The organism is Erysipelothrix tonsillarum DSM 14972 (assembly GCF_000373785.1).
In the GTDB taxonomy this organism is placed as follows: Bacteria; Bacillota_I; Bacilli_A; order Erysipelotrichales; family Erysipelotrichaceae; genus Erysipelothrix; species Erysipelothrix tonsillarum.
The window spans coordinates 257260-273873 of sequence record NZ_KB892378.1 but is presented as its reverse complement, the minus strand read 5'-3'; the positions used below and the strand labels follow the sequence as shown (position 1 = coordinate 273873).

General features: G+C 39.5%; 17 protein-coding genes. 13 read left to right on the top strand and 4 right to left on the bottom strand.

The annotated features are described in order from the left end of the window. Nucleotides 1-60: 60 nt before the first annotated feature. Entirely contained in the window at nucleotides 61-561 is a 501-nt protein-coding gene (locus B096_RS0104890) for a YbaK/EbsC family protein (protein WP_018579642.1), read from the bottom strand. A gap of 149 nt (nucleotides 562-710) precedes the next feature. Here B096_RS0104890 and B096_RS0104885 point away from each other — a divergent pair, with 149 nt between their 5' ends. Both B096_RS0104885 and B096_RS0104880 read left to right on the top strand, forming a co-directional pair. Further along, on the top strand, nucleotides 711-2024 hold the full coding sequence (locus B096_RS0104885) for an MATE family efflux transporter (protein WP_018579641.1): 1314 nt from the start codon (nucleotides 711-713) through the stop codon (nucleotides 2022-2024). Nucleotides 2025-2071: 47 nt separating this feature from the next. Next, complete coding sequence (locus B096_RS0104880; protein WP_018579640.1) at nucleotides 2072-2563, top strand: GNAT family N-acetyltransferase; 492 nt, start codon at nucleotides 2072-2074, stop codon at nucleotides 2561-2563. 22 nt (nucleotides 2564-2585) lie between these two features. On the opposite strand, the gene B096_RS0104875 is transcribed toward B096_RS0104880, so the two are convergent. Next, nucleotides 2586-3083 carry a YbaK/EbsC family protein gene (locus B096_RS0104875; protein ID WP_018579639.1) on the bottom strand — a complete coding sequence of 166 codons (498 nt, stop codon included), beginning with the start codon at nucleotides 3081-3083 and terminating at the stop codon, nucleotides 2586-2588. Between the two features lie 98 nt (nucleotides 3084-3181). On the opposite strand from B096_RS0104875, the gene B096_RS0104870 reads away from it, so the two are divergent. After that, entirely contained in the window at nucleotides 3182-3649 is a 468-nt protein-coding gene (locus B096_RS0104870; protein ID WP_018579638.1) for a hypothetical protein, read from the top strand. A gap of 11 nt (nucleotides 3650-3660) precedes the next feature. On the opposite strand, the gene B096_RS09575 is transcribed toward B096_RS0104870, so the two are convergent. Continuing rightward, the gene (locus B096_RS09575) at nucleotides 3661-6057 is read right to left on the bottom strand and encodes a glycoside hydrolase family 10-like protein (protein ID WP_018579637.1); all 2397 of its coding nucleotides are present in this window, start codon (nucleotides 6055-6057) and stop codon (nucleotides 3661-3663) included. A gap of 162 nt (nucleotides 6058-6219) precedes the next feature. Here B096_RS09575 and B096_RS0104860 point away from each other — a divergent pair, with 162 nt between their 5' ends. The 5 genes from B096_RS0104860 to B096_RS0104840 all read left to right on the top strand — a co-directional run bounded on the left by B096_RS0104860 (nucleotide 6220) and on the right by B096_RS0104840 (nucleotide 10008). Next, a complete protein-coding gene (locus tag B096_RS0104860; RefSeq protein ID WP_018579636.1) occupies nucleotides 6220-7002 on the top strand; it encodes an alpha/beta hydrolase in 783 nt (260 codons plus the stop codon). Nucleotides 7003-7182: 180 nt separating this feature from the next. Then, complete coding sequence (locus tag B096_RS0104855) at nucleotides 7183-7491, top strand: PTS lactose/cellobiose transporter subunit IIA (protein WP_018579635.1); 309 nt, start codon at nucleotides 7183-7185, stop codon at nucleotides 7489-7491. Between the two features lie 18 nt (nucleotides 7492-7509). Further along, entirely contained in the window at nucleotides 7510-8802 is a 1293-nt protein-coding gene (locus B096_RS0104850) for a PTS sugar transporter subunit IIC (RefSeq protein WP_018579634.1), read from the top strand. 9 nt (nucleotides 8803-8811) lie between these two features. Beyond that, entirely contained in the window at nucleotides 8812-9126 is a 315-nt protein-coding gene (locus tag B096_RS0104845; RefSeq protein ID WP_018579633.1) for a PTS sugar transporter subunit IIB, read from the top strand. 63 nt (nucleotides 9127-9189) lie between these two features. Beyond that, entirely contained in the window at nucleotides 9190-10008 is an 819-nt protein-coding gene (locus B096_RS0104840; RefSeq protein ID WP_018579632.1) for a MurR/RpiR family transcriptional regulator, read from the top strand. Between the two features lie 32 nt (nucleotides 10009-10040). On the opposite strand, the gene B096_RS0104835 is transcribed toward B096_RS0104840, so the two are convergent. Next, the gene (locus B096_RS0104835) at nucleotides 10041-11384 is read right to left on the bottom strand and encodes an MATE family efflux transporter (RefSeq protein WP_018579631.1); all 1344 of its coding nucleotides are present in this window, start codon (nucleotides 11382-11384) and stop codon (nucleotides 10041-10043) included. A gap of 124 nt (nucleotides 11385-11508) precedes the next feature. On the opposite strand from B096_RS0104835, the gene B096_RS0104830 reads away from it, so the two are divergent. From B096_RS0104830 to B096_RS0104805, 5 genes are all read left to right on the top strand, one after another. Then, nucleotides 11509-12192, top strand: coding sequence for a YjjG family noncanonical pyrimidine nucleotidase (locus B096_RS0104830; RefSeq protein WP_018579630.1), 684 nt, complete (start codon nucleotides 11509-11511; stop codon nucleotides 12190-12192). A gap of 289 nt (nucleotides 12193-12481) precedes the next feature. Beyond that, nucleotides 12482-13354: an N-acetylneuraminate lyase gene (locus B096_RS0104825; protein ID WP_018579629.1), complete on the top strand. Its 873-nt coding sequence runs from the start codon at nucleotides 12482-12484 to the stop codon at nucleotides 13352-13354. A gap of 12 nt (nucleotides 13355-13366) precedes the next feature. Then, entirely contained in the window at nucleotides 13367-14242 is an 876-nt protein-coding gene (locus B096_RS0104820) for an ROK family protein (RefSeq protein ID WP_018579628.1), read from the top strand. Nucleotide 14243: 1 nt separating this feature from the next. Next, nucleotides 14244-15065 carry a MurR/RpiR family transcriptional regulator gene (locus B096_RS0104815; RefSeq protein ID WP_018579627.1) on the top strand — a complete coding sequence of 274 codons (822 nt, stop codon included), beginning with the start codon at nucleotides 14244-14246 and terminating at the stop codon, nucleotides 15063-15065. A gap of 201 nt (nucleotides 15066-15266) precedes the next feature. Beyond that, complete coding sequence (locus tag B096_RS0104805) at nucleotides 15267-16562, top strand: ABC transporter substrate-binding protein (RefSeq protein WP_018579625.1); 1296 nt, start codon at nucleotides 15267-15269, stop codon at nucleotides 16560-16562. The last annotated feature ends 52 nt before the right edge of the window (nucleotides 16563-16614 follow it).

Here is a 16614-nt window from a genome sequence, read left to right as displayed (position 1 = left end):
ATTATCCGCATGTAATTATAAGCATACAAAAAGCACATGATTTTTCATGTGCTTTGGGAATTATTCTTTATCAAGGAGCGGTATATATCGAGGTGTGTACCCAAGATGATCAAGGTAGCGCTCAAGATCTTTAAACGCCATGGTATAGGTTATGGAATTATCATTAGGATGAATACCAATCGTATCGTTTCGATCAATGGCATCATCCACAATAATTGTAATTTCATGATTAGTATCTGCGATAACCGATGCGGCCGTAAGGCTACCAAACTCAACGCCAATTAAGTCACTCATCTCATCATTTGTAGGGAAGGTGAGGCGTTTAGTACCAAGCTGTGCTTGAAGGTCTTTGAGGTCGGGATGTTTTTCATCGTGTGCAAGAATTAAATAATATTCATGTTCTGTTTTCTTCGGTTTTACGAGGAGATATTTAATTTGAGGTCCTGGAAGAATTGGAATATCGCCTTCCACTGAGAAAATGGGCTCATGGTGGTCTTCACGATATTCAATATTCAGTTCATGCAATAAGTCCGTAATTTTTTGTCCGTATTGATTTTTCATTCTATTGCTCCTTTTTCTTCTATACTATTATGTTAACGTAACAATCGCGTGATTACAAGGAACGTTCTTGCGGAATATTCTGGATTGCGATGTAAAAAATATCTGCTATACTTATGCTTATGCTTAGAAAATAATAGAGGTTTAATTTTATGCGTAAAGAGTTTTATCGCAATGTACTTCCAGCGATGCTTGCATTTGCTTTTTCGGGATTATATGCCATTGTAGATGGTTGGTTTATTGGTCAAAATGTTGGGGATTTAGGGATTGCGGGAATTAATCTTGCATATCCGATTACATCGCTAATCCAAGCATTGGGAACAGGAATTGGGCTTGCAGGTGCCATCCAGATCGGTATTGCTATGGGATCGGAAAATAAACAAGAACAATCCGTCTATCTTAAAACGACCATTGGATTATTGGTGGTTGTTTCTCTTTTTTCCCTTATTGTGTTATTTGGAACATACCCTTCAATTCTAAAATTTTTTGGAGCCGAAGGACGCTTATTTGATTATGCTGCAGATTACATTCGAATTATTATTATCTTTTCAGTATTTCAAATTCTATCAACAGGACTTGTGCCCATTATTAGAAATTATGGTGGCACTGTCTTTGCCATGGTGGCAATGATTTTAGGATTTATCACCAATGTTGTCTTAGATGGCTATTTTGTTTCAATTTTAAAACTTGGAACCGCCGGGGCTGGCTATGCGACCATAATAGGTCAGGCTCTCACGATGCTTATGTGTGTTGGCTATATGTTCAAACATGTTCCGTTCGTAAAGACTTCCAAGTCCAAGCGGTTATCGCTGACTCAAGCGATCGGTCAGATTCTTAAAGTATCCATCTCTCCTTTTGGATTAATTCTATCACCAAACTTGATGATTATTGTGCTCAATAAAACAGCGATTCAATACGGCGGTGATGTTGCCGCGGCAAGTTATGGTGTTATTTGTTATGTTATCTTCAGTGTTCAATTAATCCTTCAAGGGATTGGTGATGGATGTCAACCGCTGCTCAGTCGTTACTACGGTAAAAACGATACGGGGAAGTTGAAAACGCTCATCTCCATTGCGGTACGTTTTTCATTGGGGGTTGCATCGTTTAGCATGGTTCTTTTATATCTGCTTCGGTTTAAAATCCCAGGCTTCTTTGGCGCTTCCGATGAGGTTGCCTTGATGATTGGGGAAGTCTTGCCCCTATTTTTAATAGGGCTCATACCAATTGCCTTTCTACGTGTAACTACGTCTTACGCTTATGCGACGCGCGATAACCGTCAAGCTTATTGTCTTATTTACAGTGAACCGATTATCACCACGCTTCTGTTATTATTTGTGCTGCCCCAACGCTTTGGCTTAAACGGTGTGTGGTTATCCGTACCATTAGCACAAAGTTGTGTGTTTCTTTATGCCTTGTTTGTGTATTGGAAAAAGATGCGGTGCCTGGATATAGATTTTCATGCGTAATACATGTAAATCGCAAAGTATTTGATATGATATGTACGAGGTGAATTATGAAACTCATAACAAAGCAATGTATTATTAGGCCCTTTGAAGATGATGATTTTAATTATGCGAAATCGTGGCTGCAAGATTCTGCGGTGATGAAGTATATTGAGCCAGTAATGGACGATGAAACCATCAAATCATTTCTTAATGCTTATTGTTTGATTGAAAACCCACCGCTTTTTGCGATTGAAGACCGCACTTGTGAGGAAGCAATTGGTCACGTCATTTTTCATCAATTAGAACCTGAAGATGTAGGGGATGCTCTCAAAACCTATGAAATGGGTTGGATTTTACGTCAGACCTACCAACAAAAAGGGATTGGCAAGGAAGTCAGTGAGGCTTTAATTGAATATGCATTTCGTCAATTAGAGGTGAAACGCATTGTAGCGTACACAATTCCTCATAATGCACCGTCCATTCATTTATTGACAGACTTAGGGTTTACGTTAAAAACACAAGATACGGAATTACTGGAATTTGAAATGGTATATCACTAAAAAAGGCCTTTGAAAAGGCCTTTTATTTTTGAATCAATTCAATATAGCGGGGTGTATACCCTAAATGATTGAGGTACTTCTCAACATCTTTTACCTGTAAGGTCAAGGTGATGGTATTATTATTGGCTAATAAGCCAATCGTGTCGTCCCGATCAATTGCAGTATCGAAAACCGGCGTCACTTTATGATTGGTATCTGCAATCAATGATAACATTGTGAGCGAACCAAATTCTATGCCAAGCAAGTTTTTCATTGCCTCATTTGAAGGAAAAGAAAGCCGCTTCGTACCGAGATCGTAGGCGAGCTGTTTCAAGTCGGGGTGGACTTCATCGTGAGCCACTACTAAAAAATATTCATCTGATTTTTTAGGCTGTAAAAGCAAGTACTTAACTTGAGGGCCTGGAATATCCAAGTCATCAGATTCTACCGAAAAAATGGGTTTATGGTGATCTTCACGATAGGGAATATTGAGTTCGTTCAATAAATCAAAAATTTCCTCTTGATAAGGTTGTGGTTTCATCTTTTTACCTCTCTGTTTCTTTACAATCATCATAGGCTATTTTAAAAGATGTTTCAAGAAGACTTAAAATTATGAGATAATAATACAAGAGGTGACCTATGAATTTCCCAAAAACTATTTTAAATAAACCCTTAAAAGATCAATTTAAACGGATTTCAACCCTATGCTGTTCTTGTTCGTTTATTCTTATTATCGCAATGCTTTATATTATTTTTGGTATGGTAACTGATTTTACGGAAATCAAGCCGGTACTTTATGTCAGTGGTTTAATTATGATGGGGCTCATGGCATATTTACTAATTATGCTGGCCCAGTATCACTATCGTAAATTGCGGAAGCATGATCTGCGTTTTGATGATGAACGGATAACGTTAAAACAAGGGAAACAGATAACCCACATTGAACCCAACACCATCACTTCCGTTTTTAAGGATGAACAATCCCTGACTCTTCAATGGGTTGGAAACGCGAAGGTTGAGTCACTTGTGATTACGGAGCATGAATACCCAAATGTTCTCCAAACCTTTGAGGCGTGGTATAGCCAAGCAAAAGCGGTCTTTAAGTAGACCGCTTTTTTTTAATCTTTTTTCCGTTTTAATAAGACAAGACCTGCAAATGCAAGGGGAAGACCTATCGTGGTGAGGGTTCGAGGGGATTGACCGGTTGCCGGTAGTTTTTCGGTAGTCGGTGTTTCTGGTTTATGATCCTCAGGTTTTGGTTCTGGTTTTGTTTCGGGTTTGACGGGTTCCTCAGGACGTTCAAGGATCTCCACCAAAGCAAAGTGACTGAAGTGATCGGTCTTAAATTCAATGGTGTCGTCTTTAAATTGCGTATCCATTGCTTCAACGCTGCCATCCTGTGCAAAATGATAAACCTTTATATTTTGTGCTCCTTCAAGGGATTGAGGCAGTGGCAAGGTAATTGTGAAACGTGCTTCATCGTTAGCACTTAAAGGTGTTTCATCGTCACTTAGGGGATTAATATCGATGATGGTAGCGCGTCCCATTTCAAGATGCTCAGCACGCAACATATCTTTTAGTGTATCCATGAGTTGCGTTATTAGGCTTTCGGAAAGTGAAACTTGTTTAAATTTAAAATGATAGGGCTCATTAAATGCGTTATCGCTACTATCAATATGGATATCACCAAGGAAGTCCTTGGCAATGGCGTCATCTTTTTCAATCCTTACAGGTGTTGAAGCGACGACTGGATCTGATTCCACAAACGCCTTATCCAAGACGGTGATGATGGTTTTGAGTCCTTTAGATTGTGATAGTTCAATTTCATAATCTGTTTGTTCTGGACGTACCATAGTTCGTTTTATAATATTCTCAGGGTTTGCAAGGATGGCATCGACTGAAGCATCTTGGGAACCTTGATAGATGACATAAAAACGGCCGTGTTGATTTTGACTATCGCGCCATGAAAGGGTATTACCATTGAGTGTTGCTTGATCAACGGGGTTAACGGCGGATTGAGCCAACCACGGTTTGGCGGGGGTAAGTGATCCGACTTTGAAAGAATCATTTTTAAGGATGTCGATTGCATCATTCACAGCTTGTTGGCCAGCCGGGTTTTTGGCACTTGCTACATCGCCTTTGACCATATGGGTATAACTATATAATGAGCTTCCGTGAATGTTGTCTAAGGTTTGGTTGAAGTGCATTTGGTTATTGATTTCTTCAGGATTCAACCATGTTTTATCCCAACTGGATGCATCCAAATTCTTATAGTTTGCATGCCCAACATAGACGTGTACGTTTTTACCTTCCGCAATACTGCTCCACCAACGTGCGAGTTCGCCATAAGGTGCTGCCGCGGTTGAGAAGTTCCAATAAATTTGGGGTGCGATGTAATCAATAATTTCATCTTGAACCCATTGATAGGTATCCGCAAAGACTGATTTTGAATAGGTTGCGGAAGATGAAACAGGGGTATGCGATCCGCGCGGATCATTGTCGTAATGCTCCCAAATCCCAAAAGGACTGATGCCAAGTTGGACCGAATTTCCAGTCGCTTGATTATGTTCACCAATCGTATCATGCAAGGTTTTTATTAAAGTCGTTGTATTTGCACGACGCCATGCTTCAAAGCCTTTCTCAGACTGTTCAAAGTCTTGTCCGTAGCGTTTAAATGTTTCTAAATCGGGTGCTTGTTCAAATCCACCGGCATTACCATAAGGATAAAAATAGTCGTCAAAGTGAATGGCATCCACATCATAGTTTTCAATCACTTCTTTAATGGTTTCATTCACATGGTCTACCACTTCTGGAAGTCCTGGATTCAAAATGAGTTTACCGTCAAACCGTATCACGGTTTCAGGATGTAAAACGGCAAAGTTGTTATCCGCTAAGATACCGCGTTCATGTAGAAGTTGAATGTGTTCTTTAACGCTAAAGTCTTCAACCGTTTTATCGCCGATGTCTGTAAGACGTTCAAGGCTTAAATTTGTTACTCGATAAGGATTAAACCATGCGTGGTACTCCATACCTGCTTGGTGTGTTTCTTCGATCATCCAAGCTAGCGGATCAAAACCAAAGTCCACATCAACCCCTTGTTGTCCACTTAAATATTGAGAAGTAGGATTGATTTTGGAAGGGTAGAAGGCATCCAATAAGGGACGTACTTGGAAAATCATGGCATTCATGTTCCAGTCCTTATAGTCATCCAAGCGTTTGAGATAGGCCTCTTTAAAAGCCTGACCATCCTCAACCAAAGGCATGTTTAAACTGAAGATGGTTGCAATCCAACCGGACTTGAATTGTTCTTTCTGTTGTACATATTGCGTTGGAATATGAATCGGTTCGTCGGAACCATCATAATACATCACTGGGTGATCCTCCTTATAACCATAGGAACCATCGGAAAGCTCACCGTATTCATACAGTGGCTTAGACTGTGATTCTGCGGCCACGGGTGTGACCATCGAAACACATAGAGTTGAAATACAAACGAAACGTAACATTTTTTTCATAGTGTCCTCCATGTAATCGTTTACAATTTGAGTATACTGAAACTAAAATATAATTTCAAGTTATTTTATAATAACTGTAATTATATTACAAATATAGAAGCTTTCGTTGACACATATGCAGTAGCCATGATATAAAGATTTCAAGATGAAAAGAGGGTTCTTATGAAAAAGCAAGGGGTAATGATTGATGGTACAATCTATTCACCATCATTGAAGTTTGATTGGAATTACAGTGCTTATTGTCCATATTTAGAAGCGCATGAAGCCATGGCTTCATTACCGGTGGTTTATTTATTACATGGCGCAACTGGAAATCATCGCAATTTATCGGAACGTTTTCCGCTTCCAACTTACTTGGATGAAATGATTGAGGCGGGCGAGGTTTCAAAGTGTGTTGTTATTTTTGTGGATGGATTGAATTCGTTTTATGTAGACAGTCCCAATTTTAAAATGGAGACGGCGATTATCGAAGATTTGATCCCAACGGTTGAAAAACGGATGGGATTGTCACCAAATAGAGATCGTCGTTATATAGGGGGGCTCTCGATGGGGGGATACGGTGCTAGCAATTTAGGACTTCGTTATCCAGAATTATTTTCAAAAGTAATGGCTCTGTCTCCTGCCGTTTGGCATACGATGACGCCTGAAACCGTTACGTATGATTGGCATGTATTCCGTGATGAGCATGGAAATTTCGATCATAATCGGTGGGATGCGGAACATCCAAAATCCCAGCTCACTGCCTATCAATCGAAAGACCTACCTGTATCATTTTTTGTAATGAGTGGTGAGTCGGATGAGGCAGTGCCGGTAGCGGAAGTGAAACAATTTGTTGCTGATTTGAGTGATGTTGTCGAAGTTACCGTCCATTATACTAAAGCGGGCGATCATTCATGGCCGTTTTGGGAATTGGGTACTCTGCGTGCGTTCAAAGAATTTTTCTAAATGCGTCTTTAAACAGCTGAAAAGCTGTTTTTTTATGTTATTACGGTACTAAATGTCATAAATGATAACGTTTACATCACAAAAAGACCAAATTATGAAATAAAGTACCAAGAGTATATTTAGAACTTGAAATATATTTACATATCGTGGTAGAGTATCGGAAAGAAAGGGGTTACAACTATGGATGAAATCATATTTCAAATTATCAGTCTGGGTGGAACTGCAAAAAGTCTTGCCTACGAAGCGTTGGAAGCCGCAGAATCTGGTGATTTTGACCAAGCAAAAGTGTACCTTGCGGAAGCGGATCAATATTTAAAAGCTTCGCATCAAGTTCAAGCAGAGTTGATTCAAGCCGAAACTGAAGGCAAAGGGGCTTCGGTTTCGCTCTTGATGGTACATGCGCAAGATCATTTAATGACAGCCATGGAAGCAAAGTCATTAATTGAAGCGATGATTCGAATGTTAGAACGTTTTGAAAACTGTGTTTAAAAAGGAGAACGAATAAAAATGGAAAAATTATTTACATGGATTGAAGAAAAACTTCTTCCGCCGATGTCTGCACTCGCTGAGCAACGTTATCTACGGGCAATCCGTGATGGTATTATCTCTACGATGCCTTTAATTATGATTGGTAGTTTCTTTGTTTTAATTGTAATGTTCCCAATTCCTGCATGGCGGTCATTTATTGAACCTTGGATTGGTAATATGATGTTGCCATTCCGAATTACTACCGGGTTAATGGCGCTTTATGCAGCATATGGCATGGGTTCATCTTTGGCCAAGTCTTATAAACTGGACCAAACTTCGGGTGGAGCATTATCGTTAGCGGCATTTTTAATGACCATTGTACCAACGGTTGCTCAAACGATGGATGGTGATGCACTGGGCTTTGTTTTACCGATGAACTATTTGGGTGGAAGTGGTATGTTTACAGCCATTCTATCAATGATTGTAGCTGTAGAAATTTTACGTTTCTGTCAGGAAAAGAATATTACCATTCGCATGCCAGAACAAGTTCCAGAGTCGGTTGCTCGTTCTTTTGAAGCGATTATTCCCGGCATGATTACCATTACACTTGTTTGGTTGGTAACAGTTGTTCTTGGATTTAATGTTAATGAGATGATTATGAAAGTCTTTGAACCACTGGTTAATGTTGCCGGAAATAGTTATCTTGGGGTTGTACTCCCAACATTCTTTATTTGTTTGTTGTGGGCATCAGGTGTTCATGGGGTATCTGTAATTGGATCTCTATTACGTCCTTTCTGGTTGCTGCTTTTAGATCAAAATATCGCAGCCGTTGCGGCAGGTGGCGTTGCCCAAAATATTGGGACGGAAGGATTCTTTGATCTCTTTGTTTGGATTGGCGGATCGGGAGGTACCTTGGCTTTATGTGTTTTATTTATGATGTCAAAATCCACTTATTTAAAACAAATTGGGAAACTCTCCATTATCCCAGGTATTTTTAATATCAATGAGCCGATAATCTTTGGTGCTCCAATTGTTTTAAATCCCCTCTTAGCAATTCCTTTTGTCATTGGACCAGTGATTACCTCTTCGGTGACCTACTTTGCCATGAAACTGGAATTGGTATCCAAAGTAAGTGTTGTGACACCGTTTGCGATTCCGGCACCCATTAAGGCCTTTCTTTCAACGAATGGGGATTGGCGTGCAATTATTTTGGTCTTGGTGAATATCGCAATTTCCTTTATTATTTATTATCCATTCGTTAAAGCATATGACAAAAAGATGCTTGCTGAAGAGGCAGCTACCTTAGCACAAAAAACAGCAGAAGCTGTATAGGAGGATTGTATGAGAGTACTATTTGTATGTTCGCAAGGCATGTCCAGTGCCATTGCAGTAAAAGCTTTAAAAGAAGAAGCACACCAACAGGGGATTGAGATGGAAGTTTTAGCTGTCAGCACCCAAGAATTCGAAGATGAGATAAAAAATCAATGGGATTGTGCGATGATAGCACCTCAGATCAAGCATCGCTATAAAGTACTCGCCCCTTTTGCAGAGGAAGCCGGTGTACCTGTGGGATTAATTGAACCCATGGCTTATTCTCCATTGGGTGGTCCCAAACTGCTGGCACAAGTCAAACAACTGATAAACGCAACGATTTAATTATAGTTCTTACAATTGTAAGCGATATCGAGTATAATTTGATATATGTAAGGATGGGATACTATGATCGAAGAATTTGGCGTGATTGAGACGTTAAAAAATCTAAGGGAAACCTTCACACAGACGGAAACACGTATTGTTTCATATATATTAAAACAGCCAGAAATTATACCGGGTATGACGATTCACGATTTGGCCTCGAATACGGATACCAGTTCGGCTGCGGTAAGTCGGTTGTGTAAGAAGATTGGTTGTGAGAGTTTTCAACTCTTTAAAATTAAACTGTCCAATGAATTGGGATCAGGACAACATCAAAATCCTGAGACTTTGTTGGAAGCTTCAGAACCTTTAGAAATACAACGTATCTTACTTGCATCATCACAGCACGCGATTGAAGAAACCCTAAATCATCTTGATTATAAAAATGTTGAATCAGTCGTAGCCTTGCTTAAAGATGCCAGTGTCATCTTTGTCTTTGGTCTTGGTCTTTCAGGCCTTGCCGCCGATAATATTTTTCAGAAATGGACGCGGGTGGGTAAAACGGTCCTACTCATCCAAGAGGAGAGCATGGGGAAAATGATGTTATCACAACTCCACACAAATGCCGTCTTCTGGGGGATTTCAAACTCCGGAAATTCAGAGCAAGTCATTGATATCACTAAGACCGCTCAGTCTTATGGGGTGCCAACGATTGTGATGACCCGACGTGCACCGAGTAAACTTGCGGAAATCGCGGATGTAACGTTATACACTGCTAAGGTAAGTAAAAAACCTTCCGCAATTTCAAACTCCTTGTATGCTCAATTCAGTCTCACGGATTATGTCTTTGCCGTCTATATTAAAGACCTTGAAGAGCGCGATAAACTGATTTACAGTTACTAATAAAAAAAAACGGAAACCTTAAGTTTCCGTTTTTATATAGTAGGGGCAAAATCGCCCAATCCTTTTTGATATTGTTGGTGTTCATACACGGAGACACCTAATGTTAAGAGTTCATAGGTGAGCGGTGCAAACCAAATTGCACGTGTTCCAAAGAGTTCGGGAAGCACCAAAACACATAGAGCGACCAGAATGTAACCCCGTAATAAAGAAATAAGTGTTGCCGGTTTAATTTTTTCCAAGGCGGTGAAAAATCCCGCTAACACGATATTGAGACCACAGACCAGAAATCCAAGACTAAATAACGGCAAGGCTTCCATGGCAATGGTGAATGGTGCGGTGTTGCTTGGGTTGATAAAGAGACCAATCAAGGTATGAGGGATGAGTTGACATACACTGAAGAATGCAAGGCCACAGACCACGCTGATCATCAAGGCGTCATGTAAGATAAATTTAATGATTTCTTGCTTGCCTTGGCCATTATAGTAGCTGACTAACGGTTGGATACCTTGATTGATACCAATCATCGTGACCGTCACAAGATTGTTGATGTACATCAAGATGCCAAAAGCGGCAAGTCCACTTGAACCTAAGCGCTTCGCAATCACAAGATTGAAGATGAATGTGATAAAACCAGATGATAGTTCCGTTAAAGAATCAGGAATTCCAATTTTGATTATTTTTTTCAATTGGGGTAAGTTCCATTTGATTTTTCCAAGGCGTAAAGTTGCTTTAGACGTATAGAAATAAGCTAAAAAGAAAATAAAACCAAAGACTTGGGCAATACCGGTCGCAACGGCAGCCCCTTGAATACCCCAGTGGAACTTCATCACAAAGAGATAGTCTAATACGATATTAACACCAGCACTCAAGATTATACCTAAAAGTGATAAACCAGGCGCACCATCAGATTTAACTAATACTTCGAGATAATAGGTTAACATAAAGAAAGGGCTGAAAAGAACGATAATCCCAAGATAATCTTTTACATAGTGAACCGTATCGTGTGTTGCACCTAAGCCCCAAATCAATGGATCCAATGCAAACCAAACTACCAGTGTTAATCCAAGGGATAAGAGCACCAAAAACCAAAAGCCCAACGAAAAAATATTGTTACTTGTGTCATACGCTTTATGACCAAAGTGGAAGGTAATGAGCGTAGAAGCTCCAACCGCAATAATAAGCGCTAAGGCAAAGATAATATTAATATAGGGCATAGAAAGATTGACCGCGGCGAGTGCCTCCGGCCCAACTCCTTGTCCAACGAACATCCCATCGACCATGGTATATAATGAGAAAAAGACCATTGCACCAATAGAAGGAAGAATGTATCGTGCCAATTCTGACCGTAATTCACGGCGATTTGTAATTGTTTTCATATGTCACCTCGATATGCATAATATACCTATAATAGACTATTTATATTTTTTTCTCTAGGCAAAGTGGGTGAAAATCCCATGGCATTTGAAAATATGATAAAATATAAAAGATTCGGAGGACATTATGACATATACAACGTTACTATTTGATATTGATAATACACTTTTAAATTTTAAAGCAGCAGAAACAATTGCATTGGAAAAACTCTTTGAAACGCTCAACGTTCCTTATACCAAGGAAGTGCTCGATACTTATTTTGAAGTGAATCATGCGTTATGGCAAGCACATGAACGTGGTGAAATTGATCAACAGACGATTCTTGACAATCGTTTTGGAACTGCATTAGCACCTTTCAACCTTCCTTATACGGGACGTGAAATGGATCAAATGTTCCGCACATTAATTGAAGAAAATAATATCTTTATGCCGGGAGCAATGGAACTTCTTAAAGCGGTTAAAGATGATTATCGTTTAGGTATTGTGACCAATGGAATTACCGATACACAATATAAGCGATTGGACCATGCGAATATTCGTGAGTGGTTTGATTATATTTTTATTTCACAAGAAATTGGCTTTGCGAAGCCCATGATCGAATTTTTCGATGTCGTGGCGCAAACAATACCTAATTTTGATCCTGCACAAACGATTGTCTTGGGTGACAATATAAAGGCCGATGTATACGGTGCGATGAATGCTGGACTTACAGGATGTTGGTATAATCCCGAAGGACTTCAAAACACGTCCGATATCAAGCCGGATTATGAAATTCATCATCTCATTGATTTTCTTAAAATCATCGCTTAAAGCGACACTTCGGTGTCGTTTTTTTTATTGATCCAAAAATGGTATTGCGAAAATATTTTTAATGAAAATAAATTTCGTCTGATTAAAATGACCCTAAAGATGACTTAGGGTCACTCAACAGTAGGTTTGCTTTCTATGGTAATGATTTACAAAGTAATCTATATTTTACATCGTATTGTAAGGGGTTTCTATATTGGTATTTGTTTTCAATATTTGCGCTTGATTAAAACAATTTTCGATGATATACTCCGAATGTAAGCGATACCAATAGCGATCGCAGAGGTGGAAAATGAAAAAACTATATTCAGCATTGCTTGTTGCATTTGATGAACACGGCAATCTTTCCGAACAAGGGCTTCGGGAAATTGTTCGTTATAACATCGATCATAATAAGGTCGACGGACTTTATGTCGGAGGAAGTACCGGCGAGAACTTTTTGATTTCAACGGAAGAAAAAAAACGAATCTTTGAAATTGCTTATGAAGAAACAAATGGTGCGTGTGACCTAATCGCCCAAGTCGGTTCTACCAACTTAAAAGAAGCGAAAGAACTTGCACATTTTGTAACCGAACTCGGGTATCAAACAATTTCAGCGGTAACACCGTTTTATTACAAATTTGATTTTGAGGAAGTTAAAAACTACTACAATCGCATTCTTGAAGATGTTGATACCGAGATGATTATTTATTCAATCCTTTATCTTACAGGGGTCTCTCTCTCACTGGAACAATTTGCGGAGTTATTTGAAAATAAAAAAATTAAAGGGGTTAAGTTTACCGCAGCAGATTTCTACTTGCTTGAACGCATGCGTACAACCTTCCCTGAAAAATTAATTTATGCTGGTTTTGATGAAATGCTTTTACCGGCTTGTGCTTTGGGTGTTGATGGTGCAATTGGGTCAACGTTCAATGTGAATGCTTCTAAAGCGCGTCAAACTATGGATGCGGTGGATGCAGGGGATTTACAGACAGCATTACAACTCCAAAAAGAAACGAATGATTTAATTAGTGCTGTACTCGAAAATGGACTGTACAATACATTGAAGTTAATTTTGATGGAAGAAGGGGTTCATGCCGGAATTTGTCGTGAACCGATGAAAGCGCCTAGCCCTCAACAACGTCAACGTGCCGTTGAAATCCATCAAACCTTTGTGAAAGCATAGAGGAGGGAAGGCATGAACTGTTATCGTTGCATTGATATTGGGGGAACCTCAATCAAGCACGCTTGCTTTAACGAGAATGGTGAACGGTTATCGGAGACCCAAGAAATTACAGTTCAACAGACACCGGGGAATCACGAAATTGTGGATACCCTCCACCAAATCATTCAAGCGGATCAATCCATTGATGGGATAGCGATTTCAACCGCAGGTGTGGTTGATCGAGCAAGTGGTTCAATTCAATATGCGGGATATACAATTCCCGACTATACCGGAACACCCTTAAAACAAATTGTTGAGTCAACCTACAACATTCCTTGTTTTGTTGAAAATGACGTAAACAGCGCCTGTCTGGGCGAGTATTGGAAAGGTGCTGCCAAAAATGCCTCATCAGTTGTCTGTCTTACGATTGGAACGGGTGTTGGTGGGGCCGTGATGTTTGATGGTAAATTGTGGTATGGAGCAACCGGTACTGCGGGTGAACTGGGTTATATCCCTATTCAGGGATCGTATTTTCAAGATTTAGCTTCCACAACGGCATTGGTCCAGGATGTGATGAAACATCACCCCAGTGACCAGATCTTTGATGGGAGAAAGGTATTTGCCAATGCAAAAAGAGGGGATCTTATTTGTCAACAAGCACTTACACGTTTTGTGGATCATTTAGTTCAGGGGCTGGCGAGTGTGCAGTACATGATAAACCCAGAAGTTATTGTTTTGGGTGGTGGAATCATGGCACAACGTGAACTTTTGGAACCAATGATTCGTGCTTCGCTCGAAGCAAACATGATCGCATCCTTTAACACTGCAGACATACGGTTTGCGGAACTGAAAAATGATGCGGGAATGGTAGGGGCTCTGTATCACTTTTTAGAAAGAAAGGAAGGATGACATGGATATCCTCGATGAAATACAAAAACAATATGTAAACTTTTCCCAAAAGGAAAAACAAATTGCCATGTATATCTTGCAGAAAAACAATGAGATACGAAATATCAATATTGGTAAATTGGCGGAACAAACGGGAACCTCCAGTGCAACCATCACACGCTTTTGTCGTAAGATTGGTTGCGAGAGCTTTGTTGATATGAAAATTCAAATCTCTGCGGCAGAACAGGATGGCATACCACTCGAGTCTTCAGATATTTTTGATAGTGTGTATTCGTACTATAATCGTGTGATCGACCGTACGAAGAAAAACATCGACAAAGAGGAGTTAGAACGGGTCATTACCGCATTAAAAGATGCACAGCGTATCTTCATATATGGCGTTGGGAGTTCAGGGCTCACAGCGATGGAGATGACTCAAAGACTCTTACGTATGGGATTCAATGTCTCCGGTATTACGGATTCCCATATGATGTTGATTAATTCAACCATAACCAAAGAAAAAGACCTCGTGATTGGTATCTCAACATCGGGGAAAACCAATGAAGTCCTTAATGCGGTAAAGACCGCTAAAAATAATGGTTCCAAAATTTTATCGATAACAAGTTTTTCGGAGAGTGAATTAGCACATATTAGCGATTACCAACTCTTCGTTTACAATACTTTATTTATTGATAATAAGCGATTTGTAAATTCGCAATTTGCCATAATGTATCTTGTAGATATTATCTCAATGAAATTGCTTGAAAATGATCAGTACAGCTATGTTATGAGCCAGACCGTTGATGCAATTATCAAAAAAGCGAACGAAAAATCTGAGGAATAATATCATTTTAAGCCACTTATTAGACGAAAACAATTTTAATGAGTGGCTCTAATTGTCAATGATTTCGAAAACTATTTTCACGAATTATGAAATTGTAAATAATTTTATGAAAACGCTTGCAAAGCATAAAATTGATGCTATTATGAAATTAGATACAGCATATCTCAAATGCTTAGGTATGCATGTTAGAGGAGGAAAAGCATGAAACGATTTACGAGAGGTGTTATCACAACAGCTGCGCTAGCGTTGTTGTTGACAGGATGTGGTAAAAAACAGGAAACCGAAGAAGTAACAATTAAATATTGGAACTTCCCTAACTTTACCAATGATCAAGAATTTCCGGATTCAGCTGATTATGATGCAGCATTAATTAAAGCATTCGAAGAAAAAAATCCAACCATCAAAGTTGATTATCAAAAAATCGACTTTACGGATGGACCTGCTAAGATTGAAACCGCAATTCAATCTAAAACAAATCCTGATGTTATTTATGATGCACCCGGTCGTGTCATTGACTGGGCTTCAAAAGGATACCTTAAAGATTTTGCCAATGTGGATACTAAAAAGCTTGATGAATCCGCAGTGAAGGCAAGCAGCTTTGAAGATAAACTTTATTTATATCCGCAAGGGATTGCACCATTCTTAATGGCCGTAAATACAAATGTAACGGATAAATTAGGTATTACAGATTTACTTCCATTGGATCAAGCCGACAATCCAGGTCGTAATTGGACGGTCGATGAATTTGAAACATTCTTAAGAGCTGTTAAAGAAAAAGATCCAGACATGATTCCTACATTGTTGTATGCGAAATCGGCAGCAGGCGATCAAGGTCCACGTGCCTTTGTTTCAAACCTCTATGGATCATGGATTACCGATGAAGCAATCAGTGAATACACCATCAATAATGAACAAGGGGTCAAAGGACTTGAGTGGGTTGCGAAAGCGGCACAAGAAGGACTCTTGGGAAGTGGACAAGGTCTTGAATCCAAAGATGGTCAAGAATACTTTAAATCAAATAAAACAGCCATTTCAATTCTTTCATCACCTGGGCTACGTACACAACACATGCAAGGGTCTGATATGAATGCGCGTTTCTTACCGTATCCAAATGATGCGAAAGCACCTAAGTATGAATTCTTAGTTGCGGGACCTGCAGTCTTTGATAACGGCGATGATGCGAAAGCAGCAGCAGCTCAAAAATTCGCTGACTTTATGATTAATGATGAAGTTTGGGGCAAACGAACACTTCTTGCAACCGGAAACTTCTCAGCTCAACAAGGACAAACAGGGCTTTATGATGATGCGGAATTAAAATTCGCAGAATCCTTAACACCGCACTTTGGACCTTACTACAATACCATTGAAGGTTATGCGAAAATGCGTCCTTACTGGTTCCCAATGCTTCAATCGGTTATGAGTGGTGAAGCAGAACCGAAAGCTGCCGCAGATGCATTTGTAGAAAAAGCAAATAATACAATTAAAGAAGCACAATAGGTTATCAATCATAGTTATGGGAGATGGATGTTTGTTTCATCTCCCATTTTTA

What these genes read in the sequence shown, in the direction of transcription:
- B096_RS0104840 (WP_018579632.1), top strand. Translation starts at nt 9,190, where the DNA reads ATGATCGAAGAATTTGGCGTGATTGAGACGTTAAAAAATCTAAGGGAA.
- B096_RS0104885 (WP_018579641.1), top strand. Translation starts at nt 711, where the DNA reads ATGCGTAAAGAGTTTTATCGCAATGTACTTCCAGCGATGCTTGCATTT.
- B096_RS0104835 (WP_018579631.1), bottom strand. Translation starts at nt 11,384, where the DNA reads ATGAAAACAATTACAAATCGCCGTGAATTACGGTCAGAATTGGCACGA.
- B096_RS09575 (WP_018579637.1), bottom strand. Translation starts at nt 6,057, where the DNA reads ATGAAAAAAATGTTACGTTTCGTTTGTATTTCAACTCTATGTGTTTCG.
- B096_RS0104860 (WP_018579636.1), top strand. Translation starts at nt 6,220, where the DNA reads ATGAAAAAGCAAGGGGTAATGATTGATGGTACAATCTATTCACCATCA.
- B096_RS0104805 (WP_018579625.1), top strand. Translation starts at nt 15,267, where the DNA reads ATGAAACGATTTACGAGAGGTGTTATCACAACAGCTGCGCTAGCGTTG.
- B096_RS0104890 (WP_018579642.1), bottom strand. Translation starts at nt 561, where the DNA reads ATGAAAAATCAATACGGACAAAAAATTACGGACTTATTGCATGAACTG.
- B096_RS0104830 (WP_018579630.1), top strand. Translation starts at nt 11,509, where the DNA reads ATGACATATACAACGTTACTATTTGATATTGATAATACACTTTTAAAT.
- B096_RS0104875 (WP_018579639.1), bottom strand. Translation starts at nt 3,083, where the DNA reads ATGAAACCACAACCTTATCAAGAGGAAATTTTTGATTTATTGAACGAA.
- B096_RS0104820 (WP_018579628.1), top strand. Translation starts at nt 13,367, where the DNA reads ATGAACTGTTATCGTTGCATTGATATTGGGGGAACCTCAATCAAGCAC.
- B096_RS0104870 (WP_018579638.1), top strand. Translation starts at nt 3,182, where the DNA reads ATGAATTTCCCAAAAACTATTTTAAATAAACCCTTAAAAGATCAATTT.
- B096_RS0104880 (WP_018579640.1), top strand. Translation starts at nt 2,072, where the DNA reads ATGAAACTCATAACAAAGCAATGTATTATTAGGCCCTTTGAAGATGAT.
- B096_RS0104815 (WP_018579627.1), top strand. Translation starts at nt 14,244, where the DNA reads ATGGATATCCTCGATGAAATACAAAAACAATATGTAAACTTTTCCCAA.
- B096_RS0104845 (WP_018579633.1), top strand. Translation starts at nt 8,812, where the DNA reads ATGAGAGTACTATTTGTATGTTCGCAAGGCATGTCCAGTGCCATTGCA.
- B096_RS0104855 (WP_018579635.1), top strand. Translation starts at nt 7,183, where the DNA reads ATGGATGAAATCATATTTCAAATTATCAGTCTGGGTGGAACTGCAAAA.
- B096_RS0104825 (WP_018579629.1), top strand. Translation starts at nt 12,482, where the DNA reads ATGAAAAAACTATATTCAGCATTGCTTGTTGCATTTGATGAACACGGC.
- B096_RS0104850 (WP_018579634.1), top strand. Translation starts at nt 7,510, where the DNA reads ATGGAAAAATTATTTACATGGATTGAAGAAAAACTTCTTCCGCCGATG.